This is a genomic window from Methylosinus sp. RM1, assembly GCF_011378635.1.
Classification (GTDB): Bacteria; Pseudomonadota; Alphaproteobacteria; order Rhizobiales; family Beijerinckiaceae; genus Methylosinus; species Methylosinus sporium.
In genome coordinates this window covers 1-26,942 of sequence record NZ_WOVC01000033.1, presented here as the reverse complement: position 1 = coordinate 26,942, position 26,942 = coordinate 1, and the positions used below count along the sequence as shown (strand labels likewise).

20 protein-coding genes and 2 tRNA genes are annotated in these 26,942 nt (G+C 64.6%); 14 read left to right on the top strand and 8 right to left on the bottom strand.

The window, feature by feature from the left end; genetic code table 11:
- The first annotated feature begins 16 nt into the window (after positions 1-16).
- Positions 17-3,178, top strand: coding sequence for an efflux RND transporter permease subunit (locus tag FMZ75_RS17340; RefSeq protein WP_166144610.1), 3,162 nt, complete (start codon positions 17-19; stop codon positions 3,176-3,178).
- A 309-nt stretch (positions 3,179-3,487) separates the two neighbouring features.
- Here FMZ75_RS17340 and FMZ75_RS17335 read toward each other — a convergent pair.
- Positions 3,488-3,577: transfer RNA gene (locus FMZ75_RS17335), tRNA-Ser, on the bottom strand.
- Between the two features lie 200 nt (positions 3,578-3,777).
- On the opposite strand from FMZ75_RS17335, the gene FMZ75_RS17330 reads away from it, so the two are divergent.
- From FMZ75_RS17330 to FMZ75_RS17320, 3 genes are all read left to right on the top strand, one after another.
- Positions 3,778-4,917 carry a lysine-2,3-aminomutase-like protein gene (locus FMZ75_RS17330; protein ID WP_166144607.1) on the top strand — a complete coding sequence of 380 codons (1,140 nt, stop codon included), beginning with the start codon at positions 3,778-3,780 and terminating at the stop codon, positions 4,915-4,917.
- 100 nt (positions 4,918-5,017) lie between these two features.
- Positions 5,018-7,633: a DUF3772 domain-containing protein gene (locus FMZ75_RS17325; protein WP_246729044.1), complete on the top strand. Its 2,616-nt coding sequence runs from the start codon at positions 5,018-5,020 to the stop codon at positions 7,631-7,633.
- 51 nt (positions 7,634-7,684) lie between these two features.
- On the top strand, positions 7,685-8,197 hold the full coding sequence (locus FMZ75_RS17320; RefSeq protein WP_108915898.1) for a CAP domain-containing protein: 513 nt from the start codon (positions 7,685-7,687) through the stop codon (positions 8,195-8,197).
- A gap of 4 nt (positions 8,198-8,201) precedes the next feature.
- Here FMZ75_RS17320 and FMZ75_RS17315 read toward each other — a convergent pair whose 3' ends face one another.
- Positions 8,202-8,387 (bottom strand): hypothetical protein, encoded by a 186-nt coding sequence (locus FMZ75_RS17315; RefSeq protein ID WP_166144601.1) that lies wholly within the window; start codon positions 8,385-8,387, stop codon positions 8,202-8,204.
- 138 nt (positions 8,388-8,525) lie between these two features.
- Here FMZ75_RS17315 and FMZ75_RS17310 point away from each other — a divergent pair, with 138 nt between their 5' ends.
- From FMZ75_RS17310 to FMZ75_RS17300, 3 genes are all read left to right on the top strand, one after another.
- Positions 8,526-9,581, top strand: a complete 1,056-nt coding sequence (locus FMZ75_RS17310) for a DUF2336 domain-containing protein (protein ID WP_142861814.1) — start codon at positions 8,526-8,528, stop codon at positions 9,579-9,581.
- Between the two features lie 180 nt (positions 9,582-9,761).
- Positions 9,762-10,169: a bacteriohemerythrin gene (locus FMZ75_RS17305; protein ID WP_108915901.1), complete on the top strand. Its 408-nt coding sequence runs from the start codon at positions 9,762-9,764 to the stop codon at positions 10,167-10,169.
- A gap of 127 nt (positions 10,170-10,296) precedes the next feature.
- The gene (locus FMZ75_RS17300; RefSeq protein ID WP_166144598.1) at positions 10,297-11,919 is read left to right on the top strand and encodes an ABC-F family ATP-binding cassette domain-containing protein; all 1,623 of its coding nucleotides are present in this window, start codon (positions 10,297-10,299) and stop codon (positions 11,917-11,919) included.
- A 12-nt stretch (positions 11,920-11,931) separates the two neighbouring features.
- On the opposite strand, the gene FMZ75_RS17295 is transcribed toward FMZ75_RS17300, so the two are convergent.
- Together FMZ75_RS17295 and FMZ75_RS17290 are read right to left on the bottom strand one after the other, a co-directional pair.
- Complete coding sequence (locus FMZ75_RS17295) at positions 11,932-12,981, bottom strand: alpha/beta hydrolase (RefSeq protein WP_166144595.1); 1,050 nt, start codon at positions 12,979-12,981, stop codon at positions 11,932-11,934.
- 167 nt (positions 12,982-13,148) lie between these two features.
- Positions 13,149-14,474, bottom strand: a complete 1,326-nt coding sequence (locus FMZ75_RS17290; RefSeq protein WP_246729043.1) for a dicarboxylate/amino acid:cation symporter — start codon at positions 14,472-14,474, stop codon at positions 13,149-13,151.
- Positions 14,475-14,509: 35 nt separating this feature from the next.
- Between FMZ75_RS17290 and FMZ75_RS17285 the strand changes: the two genes are divergently transcribed.
- Both FMZ75_RS17285 and FMZ75_RS17280 read left to right on the top strand, forming a co-directional pair.
- Positions 14,510-15,679: a GGDEF domain-containing protein gene (locus FMZ75_RS17285; protein ID WP_166144592.1), complete on the top strand. Its 1,170-nt coding sequence runs from the start codon at positions 14,510-14,512 to the stop codon at positions 15,677-15,679.
- An 80-nt stretch (positions 15,680-15,759) separates the two neighbouring features.
- Positions 15,760-16,470 carry a hypothetical protein gene (locus FMZ75_RS17280; RefSeq protein ID WP_166144589.1) on the top strand — a complete coding sequence of 237 codons (711 nt, stop codon included), beginning with the start codon at positions 15,760-15,762 and terminating at the stop codon, positions 16,468-16,470.
- A 19-nt stretch (positions 16,471-16,489) separates the two neighbouring features.
- Here the strand turns inward: FMZ75_RS17280 and mfd are convergent, their stop codons facing one another.
- Both mfd and FMZ75_RS17270 read right to left on the bottom strand, forming a co-directional pair.
- Entirely contained in the window at positions 16,490-20,011 is a 3,522-nt protein-coding gene (gene mfd, locus FMZ75_RS17275; protein WP_166144586.1) for a transcription-repair coupling factor, read from the bottom strand.
- A gap of 15 nt (positions 20,012-20,026) precedes the next feature.
- Positions 20,027-20,434, bottom strand: coding sequence for a succinate dehydrogenase assembly factor 2 (locus tag FMZ75_RS17270; protein ID WP_166144583.1), 408 nt, complete (start codon positions 20,432-20,434; stop codon positions 20,027-20,029).
- 99 nt (positions 20,435-20,533) lie between these two features.
- On the opposite strand from FMZ75_RS17270, the gene FMZ75_RS17265 reads away from it, so the two are divergent.
- Positions 20,534-20,608 (top strand) — tRNA-Gly (locus FMZ75_RS17265).
- A gap of 659 nt (positions 20,609-21,267) precedes the next feature.
- Here FMZ75_RS17265 and FMZ75_RS17260 read toward each other — a convergent pair.
- Both FMZ75_RS17260 and FMZ75_RS17255 read right to left on the bottom strand, forming a co-directional pair.
- Entirely contained in the window at positions 21,268-22,368 is a 1,101-nt protein-coding gene (locus tag FMZ75_RS17260; protein ID WP_166144580.1) for a CBASS cGAMP-activated phospholipase, read from the bottom strand.
- 456 nt (positions 22,369-22,824) lie between these two features.
- A complete protein-coding gene (locus FMZ75_RS17255) occupies positions 22,825-24,066 on the bottom strand; it encodes a nucleotidyltransferase (protein WP_166144577.1) in 1,242 nt (413 codons plus the stop codon).
- Between the two features lie 172 nt (positions 24,067-24,238).
- Here FMZ75_RS17255 and FMZ75_RS17250 point away from each other — a divergent pair, with 172 nt between their 5' ends.
- The 4 genes from FMZ75_RS17250 to istA all read left to right on the top strand — a co-directional run.
- Positions 24,239-24,847 (top strand): hypothetical protein, encoded by a 609-nt coding sequence (locus FMZ75_RS17250; RefSeq protein WP_166144574.1) that lies wholly within the window; start codon positions 24,239-24,241, stop codon positions 24,845-24,847.
- Positions 24,844-25,266, top strand: coding sequence for a hypothetical protein (locus FMZ75_RS17245; RefSeq protein WP_166144571.1), 423 nt, complete (start codon positions 24,844-24,846; stop codon positions 25,264-25,266). The genes FMZ75_RS17250 and FMZ75_RS17245 overlap by 4 nt, the downstream gene beginning before the upstream one ends.
- Entirely contained in the window at positions 25,263-25,856 is a 594-nt protein-coding gene (locus FMZ75_RS17240; RefSeq protein ID WP_166144568.1) for an ImmA/IrrE family metallo-endopeptidase, read from the top strand. The genes FMZ75_RS17245 and FMZ75_RS17240 overlap by 4 nt, the downstream gene beginning before the upstream one ends.
- 92 nt (positions 25,857-25,948) lie before the next feature.
- Positions 25,949-26,942: IS21 family transposase (gene istA / locus FMZ75_RS17235; protein WP_246729042.1), on the top strand; the 994-nt coding region annotated here is incomplete at its 3' end.

Sequence of the window (26,942 nt, the reverse complement as noted above, 5' to 3'; positions counted from 1 at the left end):
CACGGGGATTCCATCGATGTCACGTTTCTTCATCGACCGTCCGGTGTTCGCATGGGTTCTCGGCCTGATCGTGATGCTGCTCGGCGGCATTTCGATCTTTCGGTTGCCGATCGCGCAATATCCCAGCATCGCTCCGCCGCAAATCTCGATCACGGTCACCTATCCGGGAGCCTCCGCTCAGACGGTCATGGATACGGTGGTGAGACCCATTCTCCAACAAATGTCGGGCCTCGATGGCTTGGAATATCTTCTTTCGACCGCCCAATCGAATGGATCGATGGAAATCGACCTGACATTCGTGCAAGGCACGGATCCGAACATCGCGCAGGTGCAAGTTCAGAACAAGCTGTCTCTCGCCCAGCCGAATCTGCCGACCGAAGTCACCCAGCAGGGGATCAAGGTCAACAAATCGGTCAAAAGCTTCATGATGATCGTCGGCGTCTATTCCGACGACGGCGCGATGTCGGCCGTCGACATCGACGACTATGTCTCTTCCAACGTCAAGGATCCGTTGACGCGCATCACCGGCGTCGGCGACTTCACCTCGTTCGGGTCCGAATACGCCATGCGCATCTGGCTCGATCCGGACAAGCTCAACAAATATTCGCTGACCGTCGGCGATGTCACGAGCGCGCTCACCGCGCAGAATGTGCAAGTCTCGTCAGGAGAGCTCGGCGGACTGCCGGCCAGCAAGGGCAATCGGCTCGACGCCGCCATCATCGGGCCGGCCCGGCTCGAAACGCCCGAGCAATTCGAGAACATCTTGCTCAAAGTGAATCCGAGCGGCTCACAGGTGAGATTGATGGACGTCGCGCGCGTCGAGATCGGCGCGCAGTCCTATTCGACGGCGTCGCTCTATAATGGCAAGCCCTTCGGCGCTCTCGCGCTCAAGCTCGCCCCGGGAGCCAACCAGCTTTCCACGGAAGCAGCCGTGCGCGCCGAGCTGGACCGCCTCGAAAAATTTTTCCCTCCCGGCCTCAAGCTCGCCTATCCGCTCGACACCGAGCCCTTCATCACGCTTTCCATCGAGGAGGTGGTGAAGACGCTATTCGAGGCCGTCGCGCTGGTCTTCGTGGTCATGTTCGTCTTCCTGCAAAACTTTCGCGCGACGCTCATTCCGACGATCGCTGTGCCGATCGTGCTGCTCGGCACATTCGGCGTGCTGGCCGCTCTCGGCTATTCGATCAATACGCTGACGATGCTCGCAATGGTGCTCGCCGTCGGCCTCCTCGTCGACGACGCCATCGTCGTCGTCGAAAACGTCGAACGGCTCATGAGCGAAAAGGGTTTGTCGCCGCGAGACGCCACGCGCGCGTCGATGGACGAGATATCGGGAGCGCTCGTCGGCATCGCCCTGGTGCTCTCGGCGGTGTTTCTGCCTATGGCCTTTTTCGGCGGCTCGACCGGCGTGATCTATCGTCAATTCTCGGTCACGATCGTGTCGGCGATGGCGCTCTCCGTGCTGGTCGCGTTGATTCTCACTCCGGCGCTCTGCGCGACGCTGTTGAAAGAGCCGGCGCGGGAAAGCGGTCCCAGGGCCGGCTTCTTCGCATGGTTCAATCGCACATTCGCTCGACTCACCGAGCGCTACAAGAACGGCGTCCACAATCTGATCGCGCGTCCGCGCGCGTTCATTATGACCTTCATGGCGATCACCATGGCGGCGGTCGTGCTGTTCAACCGAATCCCGACCGGCTTTCTTCCCGACGAGGATCAGGCGCTGCTCTTCGGCCAAGTGACGATGCCGCCTGGAGCCACCGCCGAACAAACGGCGGCATTGAACAAGCAGATGGCCGATTATTTGCTGACCGCCGAAAAGGAGAATGTCGAATCGGTGCTGACCGTCTCGGGGTTCAATTTCGCCGGTCAGGCGCAGAACGCCGGCTTCGCGGCGATCAAGCTGAAGGATTGGTCGGAAAGACCGAGCCCCCGACAGAGCGGCGCAGCCGTCGCCGGCCGCGCGATGCAACATTTTGCCGGGAGTCGCGACGGCCGAGTCTTCGTTTTCCAGCCGCCCGCGGTGATGGAGCTCGGCAATGCGACGGGCTTCGACCTCCAGCTCGAAGACCGGGGCCAGCTCGGGCGTGAAAAATTTCTCGCTGCGCGCAATCAACTGCTCGGAATGGCCGCGCAGGATGTTACGCTTGCCGGCGTGCGCCCGAACGGTCTCGAAGACGCGCCCCAGTACCGGCTGAAGATCGACCGCGAAAAAGCCAATGCGCTCGGCGTCTCGGTGAGCGACCTCAACGCGACCATACAGGGCGCTCTCGGCTCGCAATATGTCAATCAGTTCCTGCGAGCGGGACGTGTGAAGCAGGTCTATGTCCAGGGCGACACGGCTTCGCGAATGTCGCCGAGCGACCTCGCGCGTTGGCATGTGCGCAACTCGTCGGGAAAAATGGTTCCGTTCGACGCCTTCCTCGACGGCGCATGGACATTGGGCCCACAAAAAGTGGAAAGCTACAATGGTCTCACATCCTTTGAAATTCTCGGCGCCCCCGCGCCCGGCCACAGCACTGGCGAAGCCATGGCGGCGATGCAACGCCTCATCGAGAAGCTTCCTCCGGGAGTCGGCTACGAATGGACCGGCCTCTCCTATGAAGAGCAGAAATCCGGCTCGCAGACAGCCGCGCTCTACGCCATCTCCCTGACGGTCGTGGTGCTCTGTCTCGCCGCTCTCTACGAGAGCTGGGCGATCCCTCTTTCCGTCATACTGGTCGTTCCCCTCGGCGTCATCGGCGCGATCACGGCGACATTGAGCAGCGGACTGGCCAATGACGTCTATTTTCAGGTCGGCCTGCTCACGACGGTCGGCCTCGCGGTGAAGAACGCGATCCTCATCGTCGAATTCGCAAAAGCGTTCTTCGACAACGGAGCAACGCTGGCGGAGGCCGCGATCGCCGCCGCCGGCGAGCGGCTGCGGCCGATTTTGATGACCTCCATCGCCTTCGTGGCGGGCACTCTGCCTCTCGTCTTCGCGACCGGCGCGGGTTCTGCCAGCCGCATCGCGATCGGCACGGCGGTCGTCGGCGGAATGCTCAGCGCGACGCTTCTGGCGATTTATTTCGTACCGGCGTTCTTCGTCACGGTCTCGAGCGCTTTTCGGGTCAGACCGAACGGAGCTGTCGAGCCTCGAGCTCCCGTGACGCGGGACATATCGAGCGAGCATTCATGGTGAGGCAGCCCATACAAAACGCAGGCCTCGATGAGCCGGCAATGAAATGCGAAGACGGCGCCGATCGCCGCGATCCAGAGATCGAGAAGGGCGCGCTGAGCAGACCCGAGGCCGCGAACATGGAATTCGGCCCCGCACCGATACGCCGCGAAGGCGACGGTCGTCTTTCCAAATAAGCGCGGGAGGCGCGCGGAACAGCCCGAGGACCATCGATGGGACGAATTTTCGAGAAGATCGGGCGATCCGGCTGCGCCATCGAAGGTCCGCGTCGGATCGAAATCGGCGGCGGCGCCTATCGGAGCGGGAATCGCGTGGCGGAGGGAGCGGGATTCGAACCCGCGATACGGTTTCCCGTATACACACTTTCCAGGCGTGCGCCTTCAACCACTCGGCCACCCCTCCATAAATCCCGGCCGGCTCAGATTCGGCCCCGGATCGGCGCGCACTATATTCACAAGCCGCCAGAGTGCAAATCATTCCGTAAGTCGTCCACGCTCAAACTTTCGGCTCCCGCCCAGTCGCGCCCGGAAAACAGCGACGCTCGCCGATTCGGCGGGCGCGGCCCCATTGCTACGCGCGGATTCGGCCGTATAAGCGGCCAGATGACCGAGGACAGAGCCCGTTATCGCGCGGAGCGCGGCGAGGAAACGAATCAGGAGCCGTCCCACGGCTTCGGATCGCCCGCCCGCAATGAGGCGGAGGCGACGCTCAAATCCGTGGCCGATCTGGTCGCCGCCGGGCTCGTGGATCCGGCGGGCGCGGAAGCGTTGCGCGCCGTCGAGGCCCGCTATAGCGTCGCCGTGACGCCGGAAATCGCCGCGCTGATCGACCGCGCCGACCCCGCCGATCCGATCGCCCGGCAATTTCTGCCGGACCCGCGCGAGTTGGAGACGCGCCCGGAGGAGCGCTCCGATCCGATCGGCGACGACGCCTTCAGCCCCGCCGAAGGGCTGGTGCACCGCTATCCCGATCGCGTGCTGCTCAAGCTGCTCTCCGTGTGCCCGGTCTATTGCCGTTTCTGCTTCCGCCGCGAGACCGTCGGCCTCGGCAAGGGCGCGACGCTCTCCGACGAGGCGCTGGCGAGGGCGCTGGCCTATGTCGCGGAGCGGCCGCAGATTTTCGAGGTCATTCTCACCGGCGGCGATCCGCTGGCGCTCTCGGCGCGGCGTCTCGCCGCAGCGGCCGAAAAGCTCGCCGCCATTCCCCATGTCGCCGTGCTGCGCATCCATACGCGCGCGCCGACCGCGGCGCCGCGCCTCGTGACGGCGGAACGGCTCGCGGCGCTGAAGGCGAGCGGCAAGGCCGTCTATATGGTGATGCATGTCGATCACGCGCGCGAGCTCTCGGCTCCGGCGCGCGCGGCCGTCGGCCGCATCCAGAGCGCTGGGATTTCGACGCTGGCGCAGACCGTGCTGCTCGCCGGCGTCAATGATGCGGTCGATACTCTAGAAGAGCTGATGCGCGCTCTGGTGCGGGCGCAGATCGAGCCGTACTATCTGCATCATCCCGATCTCGCGCCCGGAACCGGGCATTTCCGCCTCTCGCTGGAGCGTGGGCGCGCGCTCTACGCCGAGCTGGCGCGGCGGCTCTCGGGAATCGCGCTGCCCTCTTACGTTCTCGACATTCCCGGCGGCTTCGGTAAGGTTCCGCTCCAGCAATCGCATCTGGAGCAGGACGAGGACGGCGGCTGGCGCGTCCGCGACCGCGCCGGAGGGCGGCATCGCTACCCGGCGGGAGACTGATAGTCCCGCGCGAGCAGCGGAACTCTCGCCGCCGCCGCAAGATTGGCGAATTTTTCGTCTCATTGCTCATATGGCTCGTCTCACCACCGAAAGCTCCGCCTTGCGCCGGTTTCTCGCCCTCTGCCTCATCCTCTTCGTCACGAGCGCGGCCTTCGCCGCCGAGCCCTCCTCCTCGCTGGAGCAGTTCAACGCGCGGCTCGACCTCGCCCGCGCGACGCTCGACGAGGTGGAGGCGGCCCTCGCCGATCCCTCGCTCAACGACGCCACGCTCAAGAGCCTGCGCGATCGGGTCGATGCGCTCCCGGCCGAGCTGCAGGATGTGGTCGAGCGGCTGACGCCGCGCCTCGCGGCGCTGCAGGCGCGGCTCGACGAGCTCTCGGGCCCCGCTAAGCCCACGAGCGAGACGAAGGAGGCTCCAGCCGCCGCGCCGGCTCCGGCTCCGGCCGAGGCTCCGCCCAAGAAGGAGGAGCCCGCCCCGGGCAAGGGAGCGCGCGCGCCCGGCAACGGCCGGGCGGTCATCGCCAAGGCCTCGGCCGAAATGCGTTCCTCGCCCGCGACCAGTCCGGCGCCGGCTCCGGCCGTGGACAGCGGCTCGCTGGCGACGGCGAGCGTCAACGCCGAATGGGCGGAACAGAAAAAGCTCTATGAGGAGGTGGACGCGACGCTGAAGCGCGCGCGTGCGCTGTCGATCGAGACGCGGCAGACCGCTCTGGCGATCCGCGCGCGGCAGCGGGCGCTCTTCGCCAAGACGCTGTTCCTGCGCACCAGCGGGCTGTTCTCCCCTGCTCTGTGGAGCGCCGCTCTGCAGGAGCTGCCCTATGACGCCAAGATTTTCGGCCTGCTGCTGGAGCAGCGCGGAGAGGCCGTCTCGGCGCGGCTGCGCAATGGGCAGATCGAGACTTTTCTGGCGACGATATTTTTCACGTTGCTGCTCGGCGTCCCGGCGCTTCTCTTCGCCCGCCGCTTCTCGAAGCGCGAGGCCGAGGTCGAGGCGCCGGATCGGTTCCGCAAGGCGGCGGCGGCGTTGACGACGACCATTGTGACCGCAGCGCTGCCGATCGCCATCGTCGCGGCCGTCGCTTTGGCGCTCGACGGCTTTCAGCTCGAGGACGCCGTTCTCGCACCCCTCGGCCGGCGACTGTCCGAATCCGTGACTTTCGTCGCTGTTTCTTATGGGCTGGCGCGCGGACTGCTGGCGCCGGGCCTGCCACAATGGCGGCTCGTCGGCTTGGGCGATCGACTCTCGCGGCGGATGCTCTATCTCGCGGTTCTCATCGGCTTCGTCGCCGCGGCGACGCGCGTTCTGGAGCAGATCGCCGAATTCGTGCAGGCGAGCCTTCCGGTGATCGTGCTGACGCGCGGCGCCGGCGCCTTGTTCATCGCCATCGTCTTTCTCATCGTCACCGTGGCGACGCGCCATGAGACATGCGAGGGCGACCCCGGCGCCGATCTCGACGGGCGCGACCGGATCTATGCCCTTCGTCTGCTCGCCTGGGTGGAGATCGTCGTCATCACGGGCGCGCTGGCGGCGGGCTATGTCGCCTTCGCCAATTTTCTGGTGTTGCAGCTCGCCTGGCTCGCGGCGGTCGGCACGGCGCTCTATCTGCTGCTCGCCTTCGTCGAGACCGGCCTTCAGCGCCTCTTCCAGCCGGAGACGCCGCTCGGGCGGACCCTCGTCTCCGGTTTCGGCGCGAGGCAAGAATCGCTCTGCCAGCTCGCTGTGGTGTTGACCGGCGTCGCGACGCTCGGCCTCTACGCCTTCGCGCTCTTCGTCGCTCTGGTCCCTTACGGTTTCCAATCCGGCGATTTCTTCGGCAATCTGCAGACCGCCTATGCCGGTTTCAAAATCGGCGAGGTCACCATCTCGCCGGCCGGAATGGCGACGGCGCTCGCCCTTTTCGCGCTCACTTACGGGGCGACCAAGGCGTTGCGCCGCTGGCTCGATCAGCGCCTGCTGCCGCTGACACGGCTCGACATGGGCCTGCGCCATTCCATCGGCGCCAGCCTCGGCTACGCCGGATTCATTCTGGCGGTCGCCGTGGCGCTGGCCGAGCTCGGCCTCAGCCTCGAGCGGCTCGCCATCGTCGCCGGCGCGCTGTCGGTCGGCATCGGCTTCGGCCTGCAATCGATCGTCAATAATTTCGTCTCCGGCCTCATATTGCTGTGGGAGCGGGCGATCCGCGTCGGCGATTGGGTCGTGCTCGGCGAGGAGCAGGGCTATGTGAAGCGCATCAATGTGCGCTCCACCGAGATCGAGACTTTCGACCGCGCCACGATGATCGTGCCCAATTCCAATCTCGTCTCCGGCGTCGTCAAGAATTGGCTGCGCAACGATCGCATCGGCCGCATCAAAATCGCCATCGCCCCGCATTCGGGCGTCGATCCCGTGCAGATCCGCGAGCTTCTGCTCGCCGCCGCCAAGGCGCAGGACGGGCTGCTGCGCATTCCGGCGCCGCAAGTGATGTTCCTCTCCATGGAGCAGACGGCCTTCCGTTTCGAGCTCTGGTGCTATGTCGAGGATGTCGAGCAGGCGACGCGGGTGAAGAGCGATCTGCTCTTCGACATCTACCGCCGCTTCGCCGAGGCGGAGGTGAAGATTTCCGCCCCCGCGCCGGCGCCGGCGGTGGTGCAGGTGATGGGGCTGGAGCCTTTCGCGCCCTCGCCGCGCGCGCTGGAGAGCGGACGCGAGCGGGACTATGCGGTGGCTGGCGAATGAGTGTAGAAGGCGCGCGCATTCCGTTTCGTTCCACTCACAGACGAAAGCCGCATGTCTCGCTCCCTTCGCTTCCTCGCGCCGGCCGCGGCGCTTCTCGCGCTCGCCTCTTGCACGAGCGAGAGCCGCCTGCCGAAAGAGCCCGAGCAGCCGAGCTTCTATCGCTCGCTCGCTGCGCCGAACGCGCGCGTCGACGCGCAGGCGGCGCGGGAGATGATCTCGCTCTATCGCGGCAACAACGGGCTCTCGGCGCTGGCGCTGGACCCCACATTGCAAGAGGCCGCGCAGGCGCAGGCGAGCGCCATGGCGAGCGCCAATTCGTTGAGCCATGAGGTGCGCGGAACGCTGGACATGCGCCTCACCGCGCGCGGGATGCGCAGCGTCAGCGCCGCGGAGAATGTCTCGGCCGGCTATCACACGCTCGCCGAAGCTTTCTCTGGATGGCGGCAGTCGCCGCCGCACAATAAGAATTTGCTGATGAAGAAAGCGACGCGCATGGGAATCGCGACCGCCTATGCGCCCAATGCGAAATACAAGGTCTATTGGGCGCTGATTCTCGCCGACTGACCGATCACGCCCGGCGTTTGCGCTTGCGGCCGCCGCTCGACGCCTTGCCGCCGCCCGGCGTTTTGGTCGCCGCCTCCTCCGGCCGCACATAGCGCACGCCCAGAAAGAAAAGAATTTGCGCCTCGCCGACGATGGGCGGCGCCGCGGCCGCCGGTCTCGCCCTCGCGGAAAAATCTATCAATTCGCCCATTTCATCGCCCCCGCAATGAAGCGCGCAAATCGCGCGTCAGGTCGATGGGGCGATTAGGGGACGCCGAGGGTTAATGTTGCGTCAATGTCCGCACGCTAATATCGCCGATCGTGTATTTAGTTTGCGATTGGTGCGTATATGCCACGAGGCGAAAGCGAAAGGCGGAAGGCCGAGGCGGTCCTGTTCCGCGAGATCGTCGACCAGTTCGTCGCGCGTCCGCTGCATCCGGCGGCCGATGTCGAGCAGTTCGAGACGCTGGTCGGAGGCTTCATCGAGATGCTCGACGCCGATGTGGTGGCCGAGCGGGCTCTGGAACTGTGTCGCCATCCGGACACGCCGCGCGGGATCATCGCGCGGCTTCTCGACAAGGGCGGGCGCGTCTCGCGCATCGCCATAGAATATGCGCCGTCGATCCACGCCGGCCTCGTCCGCGCGCTGGCCGAGCATGGCTCGGCCGAGCTCGCCATCGCCATCGCCCGCCGCTCCTCTCTCGAGCGCAAGATCGCCGCCGGCCTCGCCTCGCGCGGCGAGAGCGAGGTGCTCTGCGCGCTCGCCGCCAATCGCCGCCTGCATCTCGATCAAGCGGCGCGGCGCTCGCTGCTGCAGGCCGCGCGCGACGATCTGCGGCTCGCCCGCATATTGCTGGACCGCGCCGATCTCGCGCTCGACCCGGAGGCGCTGTTCCTCGCCGCCGACGCCGGCGAGCGCTCGCGCATTCTGCTGGAGGCGGCGACGCGGGCTCTCGTCTCCAACGGGCCGGAATATGTCGCGCGGCCGACGCCGGCGCTGGCCGAGGAGATCGACGCCTGCGCCCTAGCACGCGATTTCGAGGGACTGGCCGAGGCGCTCGCGGAAGCGCTCGACTGCCGCAAATCGCGCGCGCGCGCCATTCTCGCCGACAAGGGCGGCGAAGCGCTGGCGCTCGCCCTTCTCGCGCTCGGCGTTTCGGAGGATACGGCGATCCGCATCTTCTTGGGCGCGGATCGCGAGGCCCCGGATGTGGAGCGCATACGCTCGCTCGTCGCGCTGATGCGCTCGACGCCGCCGCGCGCCGCGCAGAGGCTCGTCGCCGCGATGACCGGCTCGCTGCGCCAGGAGAAGGAGCGCGCCGCCGCCGCATCCGCGCGCCCTGGCGCCGTGGAGCAGAAGCGCAGGCGCAAACAGAAGAGCCAGACGGCCAAAGCGCAGGCGTGAAGCCGCGATGCCAGCCTTCAGGCCCGCTCTCGTCTCGCCCTTAAGGCCGCATCATGCCGCAGCGGCGATTCGTCCTTTATTGACGCCCGTCAACGACGCGCGGCGACACGACCTTTACGCGACTCTTCGTTCGGTCGCGGCGCGCCTCGATCGAACCAATCATTCGATGGAGGAAAAGGCATGTCGCTCATCACCTGGACGCCCGAGCAATTCGCCACCAACGTCTCCAAGCATGACATAGAGCATCAGGAAATTTTCAGACTGCTGAATGTTCTCGGCGATTCGGTCGCGAGTGGCGACCGCGACGCCGTCGGCCGCGACCTCGACGCGCTCATCGCTTATGTGGCCGAACATTTCGCCTCGGAAGAAGCGAATTTCGAAGCCTATGGTTATCCCGCCTATCCGGGCCACAAGGCCGAGCACGACAAGCTGGTCGCCGCCGCGCTCGATCTGCAGAAGAAATTTCACGCCGGCGAGACGGAAGTGACCGCCGATACGGCGGCCTTTCTCGTCGGCTGGCTGACCGATCATATTCCGAAGATCGACAAGCTCTACGGCTCCTTCCTCAATGAGAAGGGCGTGGCGTAAATCGCGCTCGCTTTTCCTCTCCCCGCGCCGGCGGGGTGTGGACGAATTCGCCCTCTACCCGCCCGGTTTCGGGAATCCGCCTCGCTATGTCATAAGACCCGCGCAATTCACAGATAAGCGCGCGGACATGATACGCCTCGAGAACATCAGCAAGCAGAACGGCCAGCAGCTCCTCTTCATCGAAACGTCGGCGGCGCTGCTTCCCGGCGAGAAGGTCGGACTGGTCGGCCCCAATGGCGCCGGCAAGACGACGCTCTTCCGCATGATCGCGGGCCAGGAGCGGCCGGATGAAGGCCAGGTGTCGGTCGATCGCGGCGTCACCATCGGCTATTTCAACCAGGATGTCGGAGAAATGGCCGGCCGCAGCGCCGTCGCCGAGGTGATGGACGGCGCCGGCCCGGTGAGCGCCGTCGCCGCGGAGCTCGCCGAGCTGGAGGCGGCGATGGCCGATCCTGATGCGGCGGAGAATTTCGACGCGATCCTCGAGCGCTATGGCGAGGTGCAGGCGCGTTTCGAGGAGCTAGACGGCTATGCGCTGGACGGCCGCGCGCGCGAGGTGCTGGCAGGTCTCGGCTTCAGCCAGGAAATGATGGACGGGGATGTGGGCCAACTATCGGGCGGCTGGAAGATGCGCGTCGCGCTGGCGCGCATTCTGCTGATGCGCCCGGACGCCATGCTGCTCGACGAGCCGAGCAACCATCTCGATATCGAGAGCCTGATCTGGCTCGAGGGATTTTTGAAAGGCTACCCCGGCGTGCTGCTGATGACCTCGCATGATCGCGAGTTCATGAATCGCATCGTCGACAAGATCATCGAGATCGACGGCGGCTCGCTCAACTCCTATTCCGGTGATTATGAATTCTACGAGCGCCAGCGTGCGCAGAACGAATTGCAGCAGCAGGCGCAATTCGAGCGGCAGCAGGCCATGCTCGCCAAGGAGATCAAGTTCATCGAGCGCTTCAAGGCGCGCGCCTCGCACGCCGCGCAGGTGCAGAGCCGCGTGAAGAAGCTCGACAAGATCGAGCGCGTCGAGCCGCCGCGCCGGCGCCAATCGGTCGCTTTCGAATTCGCGCCGGCGCCGCGCTCCGGCGAGGAGGTGGCGACGCTCTCGCGCGTCTCCAAGCGCTATGGCTCGCGCAGCATTTACGAGGGGCTCGATTTTCAGGTGCGGCGCAAGGAGCGCTGGTGCGTGATGGGCGTCAATGGCGCCGGCAAATCCACGCTATTGAAGCTCATCGCCGGCGCCGCCCAGCCGGACGAAGGCGCGGCGGCGCTCGGCGCCAATGTGAAGATGGGCTATTTCGCGCAGCACGCCATGGAGCTGCTGAACGGCGAGCACAGCGTCTTCGAATCTCTCGAGGACGCATTTCCGCAAGCGGGGCAAGGCGCGCTGCGCACGCTCGCCGGCTGCTTCGGCTTTTCCGGCGACGATGTGGAGAAAAAATGCCGCGTGCTCTCCGGCGGCGAGAAGGCGCGGCTGGTGATGGCGAAAATGCTCTTTGATCCGCCGAATTTTTTGGTGCTGGACGAGCCGACAAACCATCTCGATCTCGGCACCAAGGAGATGCTGGTCGAGGCGCTCGCGGCCTATGAGGGCGCAATGCTGTTCGTCTCGCACGACCGGCGCTTTCTGGCGGCGCTCTCCAATCGCGTGCTGGAGGTGACGCCGGAGGGCGTGCATCAGTTCGGCGGCGGCTATACGGAATATGTCGCCCGCACCGGGCGCGAGGCGCCGGGCGTGCACGGGTGAGCATGGCCTCGCTCAGCGCGCGAGATGCTGGTCGAAAAAGGCTTTCATCTTGGCGACGGCGAGGCGCGATTCCGGCGCGTTCGGAATCTGCCCCTGGAACACATGCGGCATTCCTTCATAGACGTCGAGCTTGGCGGTCCCGCCCGCCGCTTCGATCGCCTGATACAGCCGCACCGAATCGCTGAGCAGAATTTCCCGCGTGCCCGCCTGAATGAGAGCGGGCGGAAAGCCTTTCTCGAAATCGCCATGAACCGGCGAGACATGAGGATGCGCCCAATCCTTCTCGTCCGCATAGGCGAGCATGGCGTTTTTGATCTGGCGCTCGTAGGACATGATCGGATCGGCGTCGCGCAGCGTGACGCGCGTGTCGGCGGCGTTGCGGAAATCCGCCGTCAGCGACCATGTCGCCACCGCGCCCGGCAGGCCGAGGCCTTCGTCGCGCATCTTCAGCGTCGTCGCGACCGCGAGATTGCCGCCGGCGGAATCGCCGAACATGGCGATGCGCCGCATTTGCGCGCCGCCGGCGAGCAAATGCTTCACGACGGCGACCACATCTCCGGTGATCTGCGGCCATTTCGCCGCAGGCGCGAGGCGATAATCGACGATGACGATGCGACGGCGAAAGACGTGCGCGAGCTTCGCCATTCCCTCGAGCGCGCCGCGCGCGTCGAAAAACACGAAGGCGCCGCCATGGAGATAGACGACGACCGATCCGTCATCGACGAGCCCATTCGGCGCAATGTCGAAATAAGAGACGCCGTCGGTCTCGATCCGCAACACGGCGACGCCCTTCGCCCGCACGGCCGCGAGATCGACCTCGCGCGCCGCAGCGGCCGCCGCCTGCAGCCGCGTCCAGCCGTCATGATCGCCGGGCTCCGGCAAAGTGGGGATGACGGCGTGATCGCCGCCGATTTTCGCCAGCAGCCGCTGGCCGTCCGTCGAAATCGTCTCGGGAACCCAAGCATAGGCGGAGGCGCGGGCCGGATCGGCTCCCGACGTCGGCCGCAGCAGCGCGACCAGTAGTAGTCCGGCCGCAGCGCAATGTGCGAGCGATTCCTTCAAGGTCCCTCTCCGATCGGAGGACGGGCGAGGCCCGCGCGCTGCACAGTGCCTCGAATATTTTTCCGGTTCTTTGCTCGACCGCGGCGACTGTTTCCACTCGGCGACTTGTCGGCGCCGATTGAAAGGGCGCTGTTTCTCGAAGGACGAGCGAAGCGTCGGGCGCCGCCTCAGGAAGCTTCCCGCGTTTCCTCCTTCACCTTCCCATCCAGCAGGCAGCTCACCGTTACATCGCCCATCACATTGATCGCGGTGCGGCAGCGGTCCAAGAGCCAGTCGATCGTCAGCAGCAGCGCGATATAATCCGTCGGCAGCGCGACGGCGCGAAACACCATGGTCATGGTCACGAGGCCTGCCTCTGGAATGCCGGCCGCGCCCACGGAGGCGACGACCGAGGTCAGCACCACCAGAATCTGCTGCGTGAAGGTCAGATGCATTCCCAGCAATTGCGCGACGAAGAGCGCGGCCATCGCCTCATAGAGCGCCGTGCCGTCATTGTTGAAATTGGAGCCGATCAGCGCGCCCATGCTGGCTGATTGCTCGCGCAGGCCGACGCGTTCGCGCAGCAGCTCATAGGTGAGCGGCATGGTCGCCGTGGAGCTGCCGGTCGAAAAGGCCATCAGCAGCGCATCGCGCACGCCGGCGACCACATGCAGCGGGTTCGCCCAGGAGCCGAGCCATATGCGCAGCGCATAATAGAGAAATTGCAGCGCCAGCGCCGTCAGCACGGCGATGAAAAATCCGCCGAGCGCCAGAAAATCCCGAAAGCCGCTGACGCCGACGATGCTGGCGATGAGGCCGAAGACGGCGAGCGGCACGACGTCGATGATCCAATACAGAATGGCGATGAGGCTCGAAAGCGCCACATGCACGAGATCCTCCACCGTGCGCACTTCGTGAGTTCGCAGCCCGCGCAGCGCGACGCCGAAAGCGACGGCGATGAAGATGACGCCCATCACCGCGCCATTGTCGCCGAAAGGTCCGAGAATGCTCTTCGGCACGCTGTCGAGAAATTGCGTCAGCGGATCGGCCCCGCCGCCCGCAGATTTCGCCGGTGCGCCGGGAGCGGCCGTCGTCCAGGCGCCCGGCTGCAGCACATTGGCCACGGCGAGTCCGATGAAGATCCCCGCCAGAGTATTGGTGAGGAGTAGAGTAACGAGGCGCAGCGCCTGCCCGCCGGCGAGATGCGCGCGCATGAGCGCCTGGACGATGGCGAGCAGGATCAGCGGCGGCGCCAGCGCGCCCAGCAGGCGCAGGACGAGCTTGGCCGGCGTCTCGAGGATATGCGCCCAATCGCCGAGCGCGAGGCCGGCGCCGACGCCGAGCGCCACGGCGACGATGATGCGCGCATAGAGCGGAATGGCGCGCCAATGCGCGATGAGGCCGGTCGACGTCTCTCTATCATTCGATCGCAATCTTTCGTCCTCCAATGATCGGCGCAGCCGCGGCGGCTGGCCGATCGGCGCCGCCGACATGAAAATGACGCGAATTGTCAACCTTATAGGTCTATTCCCGGCGTCTCGGGAGTCCCATGCTCGGCGCGTCCTACGCTCTCATCGTCAATATCATGATCGCGGCGCTGTTCGCCGCGAGCTTCGCCTTCGTCGCGCTGGCCAATCCGGCCGACCGCCGGGCGCTGTGGTTCGCCGCGAGCTATATGCTGGGAATGGTGGCGCCGCTGAGCCTTTTCGTCATTCGCTTCGGCCTCTGGCCCGATTTCTTCGGCGCCCTGAACTATGTCGGCTTTTGCGCGGGCCTGTTTTTGATGACGGCCTCTCTCGCCCGCTTCTACGATCGCGGCCCGCGCTGGAGCGCGGTCGCCGGGCTCTATTGCGCGGCGCTGCTCAGCGGCGCGGCGATCGGCGAATGGCCGCAAGACAGTCTCGCCTTCAACCTCGTCTATCAGACGCCCTATGCTCTGGCGACCGCCTGCTGCGGCTGGATCATCCTGCTCGCGAGCCGACGCGGGGCGCTCGAAATCGCGCTCGCCGGCCTCTATGGGGTGATCGCCGCGCATTTCATCGCAAAGCCCTTTTTCGCGACGGCCTACGGCGTCGGCCGCACGTCGAGCGAATATGTCGCGAGCTCCTACGCGATCGTCTCGCAATCGGTGACGGGCGTTCTGCTGATCGCGGCCGGGCTGCTCACCTTGCTCCTGGTCGCGCAACGGGCGATCTCCGAGGCTCGCCGCGCGGCGGAGACCGATCAATTGACCGGGCTGTTGAACCGGCGCGGATTCGACCTCGCTTGCGCGCCTTTGCTGGCGCGCGTCCGCGCCGAGGGCGATCCGGCGACGGTCGCCCTCGTCGATCTCGATCATTTCAAACGGGTCAACGATCGATTCGGCCATGCGGTCGGCGACGAGGTCTTGAGATATTTCGCCGCGCTGCTGCGGCTGACGACTCCCGAAGGCGCGCTCGTCGGCCGCCTGGGCGGAGAGGAATTCGTCGTTTTCCTGGATGGAGCGCCGCGCGCGCAAGGGCGGCGCGTCGCCGAGATGATCCGGCAGGCGGCCGCGCTGCATGTCACGCCGCGCCTACCCCCGATCACGGTCAGCATAGGCGTCGCCGAAATCGCCGAGGATGAAACCTTCTTCCAAGCGATGCGCCGCGCGGACGAAGCGCTCTATCGCGCCAAGACGCTGGGCCGCGATCGCGTCTGCGTCGCCCGCCGGGCGAGCCTGAAGGAAATCCATAGCTAGACGAAAGTCGATCATCGCGCCGCCTTTCTTCGGCCGCTATATAGTCGCCGCACCACGTCGCATCGAAAGGCCGAGCCGGCATGATCCGCGGAATAACCCTTTCTCTTCTCGCACTCGCCTCTCTCGCCTCCGCCGCCCCCGCCGCGGAGCTGAAATCGCAATACACGTCTCTCCAGAACTGCCCCGCCGTCGATCGGCTGAAACTCGCGAATCGGACGCTGGAAAAAAGCGACAGGACCGCGATTTTCCGCTGCGCCGGCGTCGGCGGCTTTTCCGTCTATGTCGTGGACGATGATCCGCGCAGCTTCCTCGTGCTGGAGCGCGGCAAAACGCTCTATTCGCTGGAACGGCCCATGGCCTCGGCCTTCTCGCTCGGCAATTTTCCCAATGTCACGGGCGCGAAACAGGCCGAGTGGCGGCTCGATCCCGCCGGCGCGCCGGCCGGGCTGATCGTGCGCGTCGCCTATCAGCGCGCCGACGGCGCCGCGGCCTCCACGCTCATGGTCTTCGATCTGCGCGGCGAGCCCATGATCATCGGCGCGGCGAAGACGAATGAGGAGGCGCGCGACCTGATCGACGGCCTGCTCGTCGCCAGAACGCTGGAGGAAAAACTCTCGCGCGAATGCAATGCGATCTATGTCTCGCTCTGCAAGGGATTTCCGCCCGGCCCGGAAATGCTCGGCGGCTGCTTCGACGCGCGGCCCGAGATCGCCGACGAGGTTCCGCAAAAATGCGTCGCCGATTTCCAGACCAATGTGGAGAATTATCACCAGGCCAAGGGCGGCCATTGACCGAGGCCGCGCGACGAGATCACGCCGCTTTCTTCTTCTCCGCGATCGACACCAGCGTGCGCAATATGCGGCGCGCGCCCTCGAGCCGGCTCTTCATATCGGCGAAATCGCGGATGAAGACGATTCGCATATCCGGGCGCACCTTCGCCTGCGCGCTCGGCTCCATGATGAAGCGCGCGAGGCCGGCGGGATCGGCGAAATTGCCGTCGCGGAAGGCGATGATGACGCCCTTCGGCCCCGCCTCCAGCTTCTCCACATGCGCTCTTCGGCACAGCGCCTTGATGGCGACGATCTTGAGCAGCAGCTCCACCTCCGGCGGCGTCGGGCCGAAACGGTCGATCAATTCCGCCGCGAAGGATTCGATGTCCTGATCCGTCTCCAGCGTCGAGAGACGCCGATAGAGCTGCAGGCGCAGAGTGAGGTCCTGAACGTAATCTTCCGGTATCGTCACCGGCGCGCCTATGGCGATGGTCGGCGACCAGGCCTCCTCCTCTGGCTCCTCTATGCCGGCCTTCAGCAGAGTGATCGCATCGCCCAGCATCTGCTGATAGAGCTCGTAGCCGACCTCCTTGATATGGCCGGACTGCTCCTCGCCCAAGAGATTGCCGGCGCCGCGAATGTCGAGATCATGGCTCGCGAGCTGGAAGCCGGCGCCGAGCGTGTCGAGGCTCTGCAGCACTTCGAGACGCTTCTGCGCTTGCGGCGTGATGGTCTTGTTTGCGGGCGTGGTGAACAGCGCATAGGCGCGCGTCTTGGAGCGACCGACGCGCCCGCGCAGCTGATAGAGCTGCGCGAGGCCGAACATATCGGCGCGCCAGACGATGAGCGTGTTGGCCGTCGGAATGTCGAGGCCCGATTCGACGATGGTCGTCGAGAGGAGAATGTCGAATTTCCCCTCGTAGAAAGCCGTCATGCGCTCTTCGAGATCGCCGGCCGCCATTTGCCCATGCGCCATGACGAATTTCGCCTCCGGCACGGCCTCGCGCAAAAATGCGGCGGCGTCTTCCAGATCTTCTATGCGCGGGCAGACGAAGAAGGCCTGGCCGCCGCGATAGCGCTCGCGCAGCAGCGCCTCGCGCACGATGAGCGGATCAAACGGAGAAACAAAGCTGCGCACGGCGAGGCGATCGACCGGCGCTGTGGCGATGAGCGACAATTCGCGCACGCCGGTCATGGCGAGCTGCAAAGTGCGCGGAATGGGCGTCGCCGAGAGCGTCAGCACATGCACCTCGGCGCGCAGCTCTTTTAAGCGCTCCTTATGGCCGACGCCGAAATGCTGCTCCTCATCGATGATGACGAGGCCGAGATCCTTGAAGGAGATCGCCTTGCCGAGCACGGCATGGGTGCCGACGGCGATGTCGACTGTACCGTCCGCAATGCCGGCCTTGGCGAGGCGCATGTCGGAGGCGTGCGTCATGCGCGACAATTGCGCGACGCGAATCGGCAGGCCGGAGAAGCGCGTCGAGAAAGTCTTGTAATGCTGGCGCGCGAGCAGAGTCGTCGGCACGACGACCGCCACTTGGCGGCCATTGATCGCCGCGCAGAAGGCGGCGCGCAGCGCCACTTCCGTCTTGCCGAAGCCGACATCGCCGCAGACGAGCCGATCCATCGGCCGCCCCGAGGCGAGATCGTCCAGCACGGCCTCGATCGCCGCGGCCTGATCCTCCGTCTCGTCGTAAGGGAAACGCGCGCAAAATTCGTCGTAGAGACCTTCCGGCGGGACGAGCTTGGTCGCCTGCCGCAGGCTGCGCTGCGCCGCGATCGCGATGAGGCCCTTGGCCATCTCGCGAATGCGATTCTTCAACCGCGCCTTGCGCGTCTGCCAGCCGACGCCGCCGAGCTTGTCGAGAACGGCCTCCGTATCCTCGGAGCCGTAGCGGGTCAGCAGCTCGATATTCTCGACCGGCAGATAGAGCTTGTCGCCGCCGGCATAGTGAATCTCGAGGCAATCATGCGGCGCGCCGGCGGCGGTGATCGTCTCGAGGCCGATGAAGCGGCCGATGCCGTGATCGACATGCACGACCAGATCGCCGGCCGAGAGCGCGGCGACTTCGCCGAGCAGATTCTCCGTATGCTTGGTCTTGCGCCGGCGGCGCACCAGGCGGTCGCCGAGAATGTCCTGCTCGCCGAGAATGGCGAGGCCTTCCGTCTCGAAACCATGCTCGACGCCGAGCACGGCGAGCGCCGCCGCGCCCTTGCCGAGCGCCAGAGCGGCGGGAAGAGAGGACACCGTCTTCAGATCGCGCAATCCATGCTCGGCGAGCACGCTGCCGAGACGCTCGCAGGAGCCGTCCGACCAGCCGGCGACGACGACGGTCCTGCCGGCGCCGCGCAGCGCCTTCACATGCGCGACGGCCGCCTCGAACACATTGGCGTTCTCGTCATTGCGCTCGGGCGCGAAATCGCGGCCGGCGCGGGCGGCGCAATCCACCGTCTCCTTGCCGGCGCCGTCCGGCGCGGCGAAGGGCGAGAAGGTCGCGAGGCTGCGGCCCTCGAGCTTGCCGCGCCATTCCTCTATGGTGAGATAGAGCTGGTCCGGCGGCAGCGGCTTGTAATTGGAGTCGGCCGGGGCGGCGTCATAGGCGAATTTGCGGGCGTCGTAATAATCGGCGATCTGCGTCAGCCGCTCGCCGGCGGCCTCCTCGACCAGCGGATCGAGCAGCAGCGGCGCCTCGCCCACATAATCGAAGACGCTGCCCATGCGCGCATAGAACAGCGGCAGCCAATGCTCGGCGCCCTGATGGCGACGGCCCTCGCTGATCGCCTCATAAAGAGCGTCGCCGCGCGTCTGGCCGCCGAAGCGCGTGGTGTAGGCCTGGCGAAAGCGCCGCATCGTGTCGCTGGTGAGGCGCAATTCGCTCATCGGCACGAGATCGAGCGAGCGCAGCTGCCCCGTGGTGCGCTGGCTCTCGGGATCGAAGCTGCGAATCGATTCGAGCGTGTCGCCGAAGAAATCGAGGCGGATCGGCCCCGGCATTCCCGGCGCATAGAGATCGACGATGCCGCCGCGCTGGGCGTATTCGCCGGTCTCCCGCACGGTGGAGGAGCGCAGAAAGCCGTTTGTCTCCAGCCACAGCGCCAGCTCGTCGAGACGCACCACATTGCCGGGCGCGGCGGAAAAAGTGTCGGCGGCGACATTTTCCAGCGGCGGCACGCGCTGCAGCAGGCAGTCCACCGTCGCCATGACGACGCGGGGCCGCTCGGCAGAGGATTTGGAGCGGGCGAGGCGCGCCAGCGCCGTCATGCGGCGGGCGGATATAGCGGCGTTGGGCGAGACGCGATCATAGGGCTGGCAATCCCAGCCGGGAAAATCCAGCGCCTCCACTTCCGGCGCGGCGAATCGCAGCGCCTCGCGAAAAGCCGCCGAGCGCTGCGCGTCACGCGCCACATGGACGAAGACGGCCGGCCGCCCTTCCGCGACGCGGACCAGCGCGCGGGTGAGATCGGCGGCGACGAAAGCGTCGAAACCGTCCGGGACATTCACGAAGCGGAGCTTGTCGCCTTTTTCCAGGCGGGCGACCGCGGATTTGAGATCGGTCATTTCGGGAACATGCTCTCAAAGATCGAGCGGCTTCTCATGCGTATGGAAAGCCGCGATCCGGCGGAAGAGTGGCGTGTCGTAGCAGGCGGGAACCGGCGCGGCGCGCGACAGCCAGCGAAAAACCTCGTCGTCCTGCGCGTCCAGCAACGCTTCGAGATCGTCGAGCTCGGCCTCGGGCAGAGAGTCGATCGTCGCGTCGACGAAACGGCCCATCAATATGTCCATTTCGCGCATACCGCGTCGCCATGCGCGAATTCTTATGCGCCGGCGGCGAATGTCGGGATCGTCTCGGGTCGAAGCGCTCAAGGGCGGAAATCCGCTCGCGGAGGGACGGAGTACAAGAATTCGCGCGCCGGGCCGCCCCTTCGGGCGCCGGCGCGGAGCCAGAGGAATTAGCGCAGCCGGCGGGGAAAAGATAGTCATCCACAGCCTGTGCGAAGCCGTTCGAGATCGTCGCCGAGACAGTTGCAATCACGCTTCGATTGCGGCATAAGGGCCCCGTCGCGTCGCGGCGACATGGATGCGGGTGTAGCTCAGGGGTAGAGCACAACCTTGCCAAGGTTGGGGTCGAGGGTTCGAATCCCTTCGCCCGCTCCAAAAAATCTAGAAAAATATCAGATTGATATGAGAGGCTTGCCGCAAGGCGGCCTTTTCTCATTTTCGACGTGGTGTCCACATGGTGTCCACCGCCTCAATAGTGAACACCAAGCCTCACTGCGTTCGAGCGATTCAGGGCCCAATTCGCGTAGGAGTTGACGTTGAAATGTACCGGGCGTCCCAGATGGGCGACGACCTGCGCCAGCCTCGACGTCACCTCCAAGCTCTCGGGGATAATGTGGTCGACCTGCACACCGCCGAGTGCGACTGCAGTACCGCACAGCCAGCGCCTTTCCCGGTGCGCTGTGAAGACGGCATAGCGCTCGGCAGGCGAGAACACATTCGGCCCACGTTGCGGTCCTTGATCTTGCCCAGGGCAACTGTAGCTTCGCCAAGGTTGCGCCTGTTCGATACGCTCGGGCGGGACTGCGATCAACCCCGCCCACGCTAGCCATGACATCGGATAACGTGGCAGTGCAAAAGGATGCGGCCCCGTCCAGCGTCCGATCCGGCGTTCACCGATCCGCCTCCACCGACGACATCGCATTCGAGCGCGAGATCGCGAACGAGGAACGGCAGCGCGCCGTCAAGGGGCGCGAGCCCGTGATCAAGGAGCGTGAGGCCATCCGAGCGCCGCTTACTGTTCTCGCTGGGGATTTCTAGGCTGCCGCAACGGTTTCGGGTCTCAGGCCCTTCCTTTCCGCCCTTTCCGACGACTGCAACGGAATGAACGGCGCGGCCTTCTCAGAAAGAAACATCGCTCCGACGCGATCGCGATGCGCGGCGACCGCATTGCCGACCGCAGGCAGTAGCTCGTTCATTGCCCTGCGGTAGTCGTCGAGTTCTATGGGAGCCCCGGATATCGCCGGCTCGATCCGGACAACATTCTGCGGCCCCAGCAGCAGACGGGCTTGATTCGTTGCGGCTAGCGACTGGGCGTGCATGGCGGCGCCGATGACCTTGCGCCAATGGAACAGCCCCCCGACCGACATGCGGCGCGTCACGTGAAATGGATCCTGCCCACATCCAATGCTGAGCACTTTGATACGCTCGCGCGGCACGTCGTAGGCAACCATCGCCTCGATGATGGCGAGCATGAGAGGGTTGTTCGCCCAAATGCCGCCATCGATCAGGCGATAGCCGCCGCTGTCCAAGGCGCGATAGATGGTGGGCGCCGCCGAAGTCGCCAACGCGACGTCGACCATCTTCCGGCGCCAGTCCTGCTCGTAGTCGGCATGGTGCCGCGTCTTGAAGAGGAACACCTCGCTGAAGCGCCCGTCGAACGAGGGGATCACGTGGCGGACCTTCGACTCCCCGAGGAGCTTCTCGCCCAAAAACTCCTGAAGAACGCGCCGTAGGGCGAGCCGGTTGTAACGATGGAAGGCCGCGTTCACGAAGTTGTTGCGGACGAATTTCCAGATCCGACCCAAGGCGTTGTCCCACACGGGCGGGAAGATCTGGGGCCCGCGGTGCAGGTAGAGATCCCGGATCTCGCGAGCCGTCTTGCCCGCGCCGAGTCCGAGAGCAAGAATTCCGCCGGTGGAGGTTCCTGCGACGAGGTCGAAATAATCCACGATGGAGGCGTCGGCGCCGAGGGCCGCCTCAAAATCCGCAAGCACTCCCGCAGGGAAGAGCCCGCGGATGCCACCTCCATCGACAGCGAGGATGCGAAAGTCCCGATCTGCCGGCCAAGCCTGTGGAACCCGGCGCGAAGGGATTGACCCCGCCGACCGCGGGAGCACGGGCTGTTCGTATGACATTCGTCGCTCCTTGTGGGATGATTGCCGCCGCCGGCCCATTTGCCGGTTAGCTCCCAACCCTCGTAGTAGAAGAGCCATTCGCAGGCCCAAGGGATGATCGTTTCGGCGATGAGCCGGTCGGAGGACCATTCGTCGCCGCGCGGGTCATAGAGGCAGAGAGAAAAGCCTTGGCCGTCGTCATCGACATAAATATGCGGCGGCCTCTTACCCATTCCTCGGGGGTCGAGACCGATTGTTGGGGTGATGACGCGAACAGTGACGTAACTCGCCCCTATGACCCCGGTCTCAAAATAATAGAGCCGTGGGAAATATCGGATGTTGATGGTGTAGCGGCGAGCGATAGGCGTCACTTTTCCTTCCCAAGCGCCGATGAAAGTCCCATCGAACAGGAGTCGAAAGCCCGGCCAGTCGCGCCGGATCGCCTTATCCTGCTCGATGACCGCGAGCGGGCGCAAATCAGTTTCCATAGAAGTTGTGCGCCGCCGGCTGCTTGGCCGCCGCGGGCGTCACGAGTCCGCTCGCGGCGCCGATGACGCGGCCCGTCGCCGGAACGATCCGATTGCCGCCCGGCGCGGAGCGACTGACATATTCGTCGAGCACCTTCTTGGCCGGGCGCTCGCCAAAAAGGCCTTCAAGTACCTTGCCCATCTCCGCCAAGCTGAGATTGCCGCTTCGAAGGACTTGCATCTTGGCCACGAAGTCCCGCAGGTCGGCGATCATGAGATCCTGATCCGCGTCCGAGGCGGGCCAGCGGTCGGTGAGAACGTCAGCGGGGCAGCGGGGGTTGGCTTCGTAAATGAGCCGTTCCCGCGCCTTCTCGATCTCGAGTCGCGCCAATAGGCAGCAAGCCTGATGCAGCACTTCTTCGGACAGCGTCCGAGTTCGGTTAGCGTTGTCGGCGATCAGCTTAGACAGCAGGACCGAGGGCGGCCGACGTAGCCGCAAGCGATCCCGACGTGAGAACAGAACGTTGCGCCAACGCTTGATCAGTTGGAGGGCGATCAGTGCGCGCGACTTCTGATAGGCCGGCTCCCGATCTGGGACGGGCTCGGCGGGGGCCCGGGCCGTAGTTTTCCGGGCGTCGAATGCCAAGGAGCGTTTCTCGAAATATCGCGCGAAGTCCTCGTCCTTTGGAGTCTTTTCCTTGAACCATTCGGCGAGGCCCCAAGGATTGGCGAGGAGACGTCGATCTTCGACCTGGGGATCCTCCGGCTTGCTGTGGAAGATGGTACTGGTGCGGGGCGTCTGAAGCGCAACCAACACGGCGGGCGTCAGGTCGATGTGCATGCCGTCCTCGTAGCTGACGCAAACGCATCGCGTGTGTCGGATCGTCATGTCGAAATAGCGCGAGCCCTCCTCGCCCCGGATGGCTTCGTAGAGCGTGTCCAAGACGGCCTGCGGGTCGGCGTCGGCGCGTATGTTGAGATCGACGATCGCGTCGATGTCATATTCCTCCTTGTCCGACACGCGCGCTACAGTGGCGCCGATTGCCATGGAGCCCTGGGGATACATGAGCCTGACGAGCCCGTGCAGCGGGCTGGCCTTGCGGTCGATCCAATCCTGCATCGTTTCAAAACGCGCGACGGCTTTGTCGTGCTCCGTCTTGGAGAGCTGCACACTGATCGCGATGTCCGCGAGCAGAACGTCGATCGGCTCCGACACGCCGAGCGGGGAGAGGCTTTTCGGGTTGAAGTTCAAAGTTCGGTCCTTTTACGAAGAGAATTTGCGCGGGAAGCGATTTCCTGCGACCATTCCCATGCTGTCCTGATTTCGAATGCTCCACCCATGCCGATTTCGGACAGATTTTTTTGTCCGAATTCACGTGGCACGGAGCAATTGATGTCGAGGGCCAGAAGCATGCGGGCCGTCAATGACTGAAAATGAAATTGATGATGGGGCGACAGGGGGCTCGTTGACGCTCGACGAGCTGCGCGAGGCCTTGGGGTCGCTTGGGCCGCTTGAGCTCAAGAAACTCAGGGCGGCCGCGGCGGTGCTCTCACGGGGAACGGGCTACGACGTGGACGAAGTCGTATCCGACGCGGTCGATGCCGCGCTGACGACAAGGAAATGCCCGCGTAGCCTCCCGATCGTGGTTTTCCTGGTGCAAACGATCCGTAGCCGCGTCAGCAACCATCGAAAGAAGGTCAAGACGTCCGCGGTGTCGATGCGTGCGCCCGCAGGGCATCCCGATGGGGATGGCATGCCGGAGGTCGTCGATCCGTCCCCGAACGCGGAAGCGGCCTTGATCGAGTGCGAAACGGTCGACCGAAGCATGTCAGATGCGGAGATGGTTCGAAAGATCAATGATGCCTTGCAAGACGACTATGAGGCACAGCTCTGCTTGGCAGGATGGACTGACGGAATGAGAGGGCAAGCGTTGCGGGATTTCGTCGGCGTTGACCAGAAGGCGCTCGATTACATCGCCAAGAGGATACGACGAGTCGCGTGGCGGCTCTTTCCCAAAGGGTGGCGGCCATGAACAATAAGAAAACGCCGTTGGATCAATTCGAGGATGCATTCATCGACAGTGTCCTGAACATGTCCGAAAGCGAACTCGACGAAGAGCTGCGCGAAATGGAGCTCGATCCCGAGGCGGCAATCACGCGAACCAAGGCGGCAATCGCTCGGGGTATCATCAAGGCGAACAAGGCCAATTTCGCTCGAACGCGCAGTCAGCTAGCCGATGCGAAGGCGCGCCTCGCCTCCTCCTCCAAACTCGGAGACCGTAGTGGTGCGGTCGCTCGGTTCGAGAAACTGAAGACCGGCGATCCCGATCTGTCGAATAGGATGATGATGGCGGCACGCAAGGGTAAAGGGCTGAGCGAGAATGACGTCGAAGCAATTCTTGAGGACTTGGACGATCTCGAGAAGCTTAAAAAAGGCGACGACGGGAAATGACGCCGGCGGAGAAACTCCTTCAAAGTCTGGGAATTGACGATCCGAAGGAAATAGATCTGGAAGCCATCGCGTGGCACATGGGCGCGTTGGTCAAGCGACGTCCGCTCGATGGTTGCGAGGCGCTAATAGTCGGGAACCAGCGAAAAGCTATAATATCGGTGAACAGCTTAAGTATCGAGACACGACAACGATTCTCGATCGCCCACGAAATTGGACATTGGCATCACCACCGTGGACGAATTCTGTTCTGTGAAGGTCGTGACTTCGGCAGCCCGACCTCTCCAATCAGTCCGGAAAAGCAAGCTGACGATTTCGCCTCTGACCTCATATTGCCAAACTACATTTTTCTACCGATAATCAGGAAAATCAAGCGTTTGAATTTGAAGATTGTTCGCGACATCGCCGGGCAATTCAGAGCAAGTTTGACGGCTACTTTGATCAAGCTGGTGATGTCGGATTACTTCCTGGTGATTCCGATGGAAGGCGCCCCCCTAAAACGAGATGAAGGCGCCCCCCATAACGGAATGATGGCGCCCCCCGATTACGAGATGATCTCGCCCCCCTGTAACGGAATGATCCCGCCCGGGTGATTTCGTGCAGTGGCGGGGTCCGTCGTTGGCCTGATCAGATCGCTCCTTTGGCAATCCAAGGGGAGCAGTCCATGCCAGCGGAGCGGATTACGATGCGCCAAGCGCGCGAGATTATTCGGCTGAAGTCCACATCGGTTTCGGCGCACGAGATTTCCCGGCGTCTCGACATGCCGCGCTCGACGGTGCGGGCGACGATCGAGCGCGCGGAGAGCGCCGGACTGTCCTGGCCGCTGCCGGAGGGAATGAACGATGACGCGCTGGCGGTGGCGCTCTACGCCGCCCGGCGCAGCAAACGAGGCCATCGGCGGGCCGAGGAGCCGGACTGGGCGGGCGTGCATCGCGAGTTGAAGCGCAAGCACGTCACCCTGACGATTTTGTGGGACGAATATATCGCCGCCAATCCGGGCGGCTACAGCTATTCGCGCTTTTGTGAGCTCTATCGCGCCTTCGAAAAGACGCTGTCGGTCACGATGCGGCAGACGCACGCCGCCGGCGAGCGGCTGTTCGTCGATTACGCCGGCGACGGCGTCCCGGTCGTCATCGACAGGCTCACCGGCGAGCTTCGCATGGCGCAGATATTCGTCGCCGTGCTCGGCGCGTCGAGCCTCACTTTCGCCAAGGCGAGCTGGACGCAGACGCTCCCCGATTGGATCGACGCCCATGTGAGCGCGCTCGAGGCCGTGGGCGGCGTCCCGCAGCTCATCGTGCCGGACAACGCCAAGACGGCGATCGTCAAGGCCTGCTTTTACGACCCGCAGGTCAATCGCACCTACGCCGACATGGCGGCGCATTACGGCGCGGCGCTGTTGCCGGCGCGGCCGAGAAAACCGCGCGACAAGGCGAAGGTCGAATCCGCGGTGCTGATCGTCGAGCGCTGGCTGCTCGGCAGGCTGCGCCGCCGGACCTTCCACAGCCTGGCGGAGGTCAACGCCGCCATCGGCGAGATGCTGAAAAATCTCAACGAGGAGCGACCGGTCCGCCGGCTCGGCGTCACCCGCCGCAAGCTGTTCGAGGAGGTCGACCGCCCGGCGATGAAGGCCCTGCCGATCGAGCCTTACGAATATAGCGAGTGGCGCCTGCGCCGCG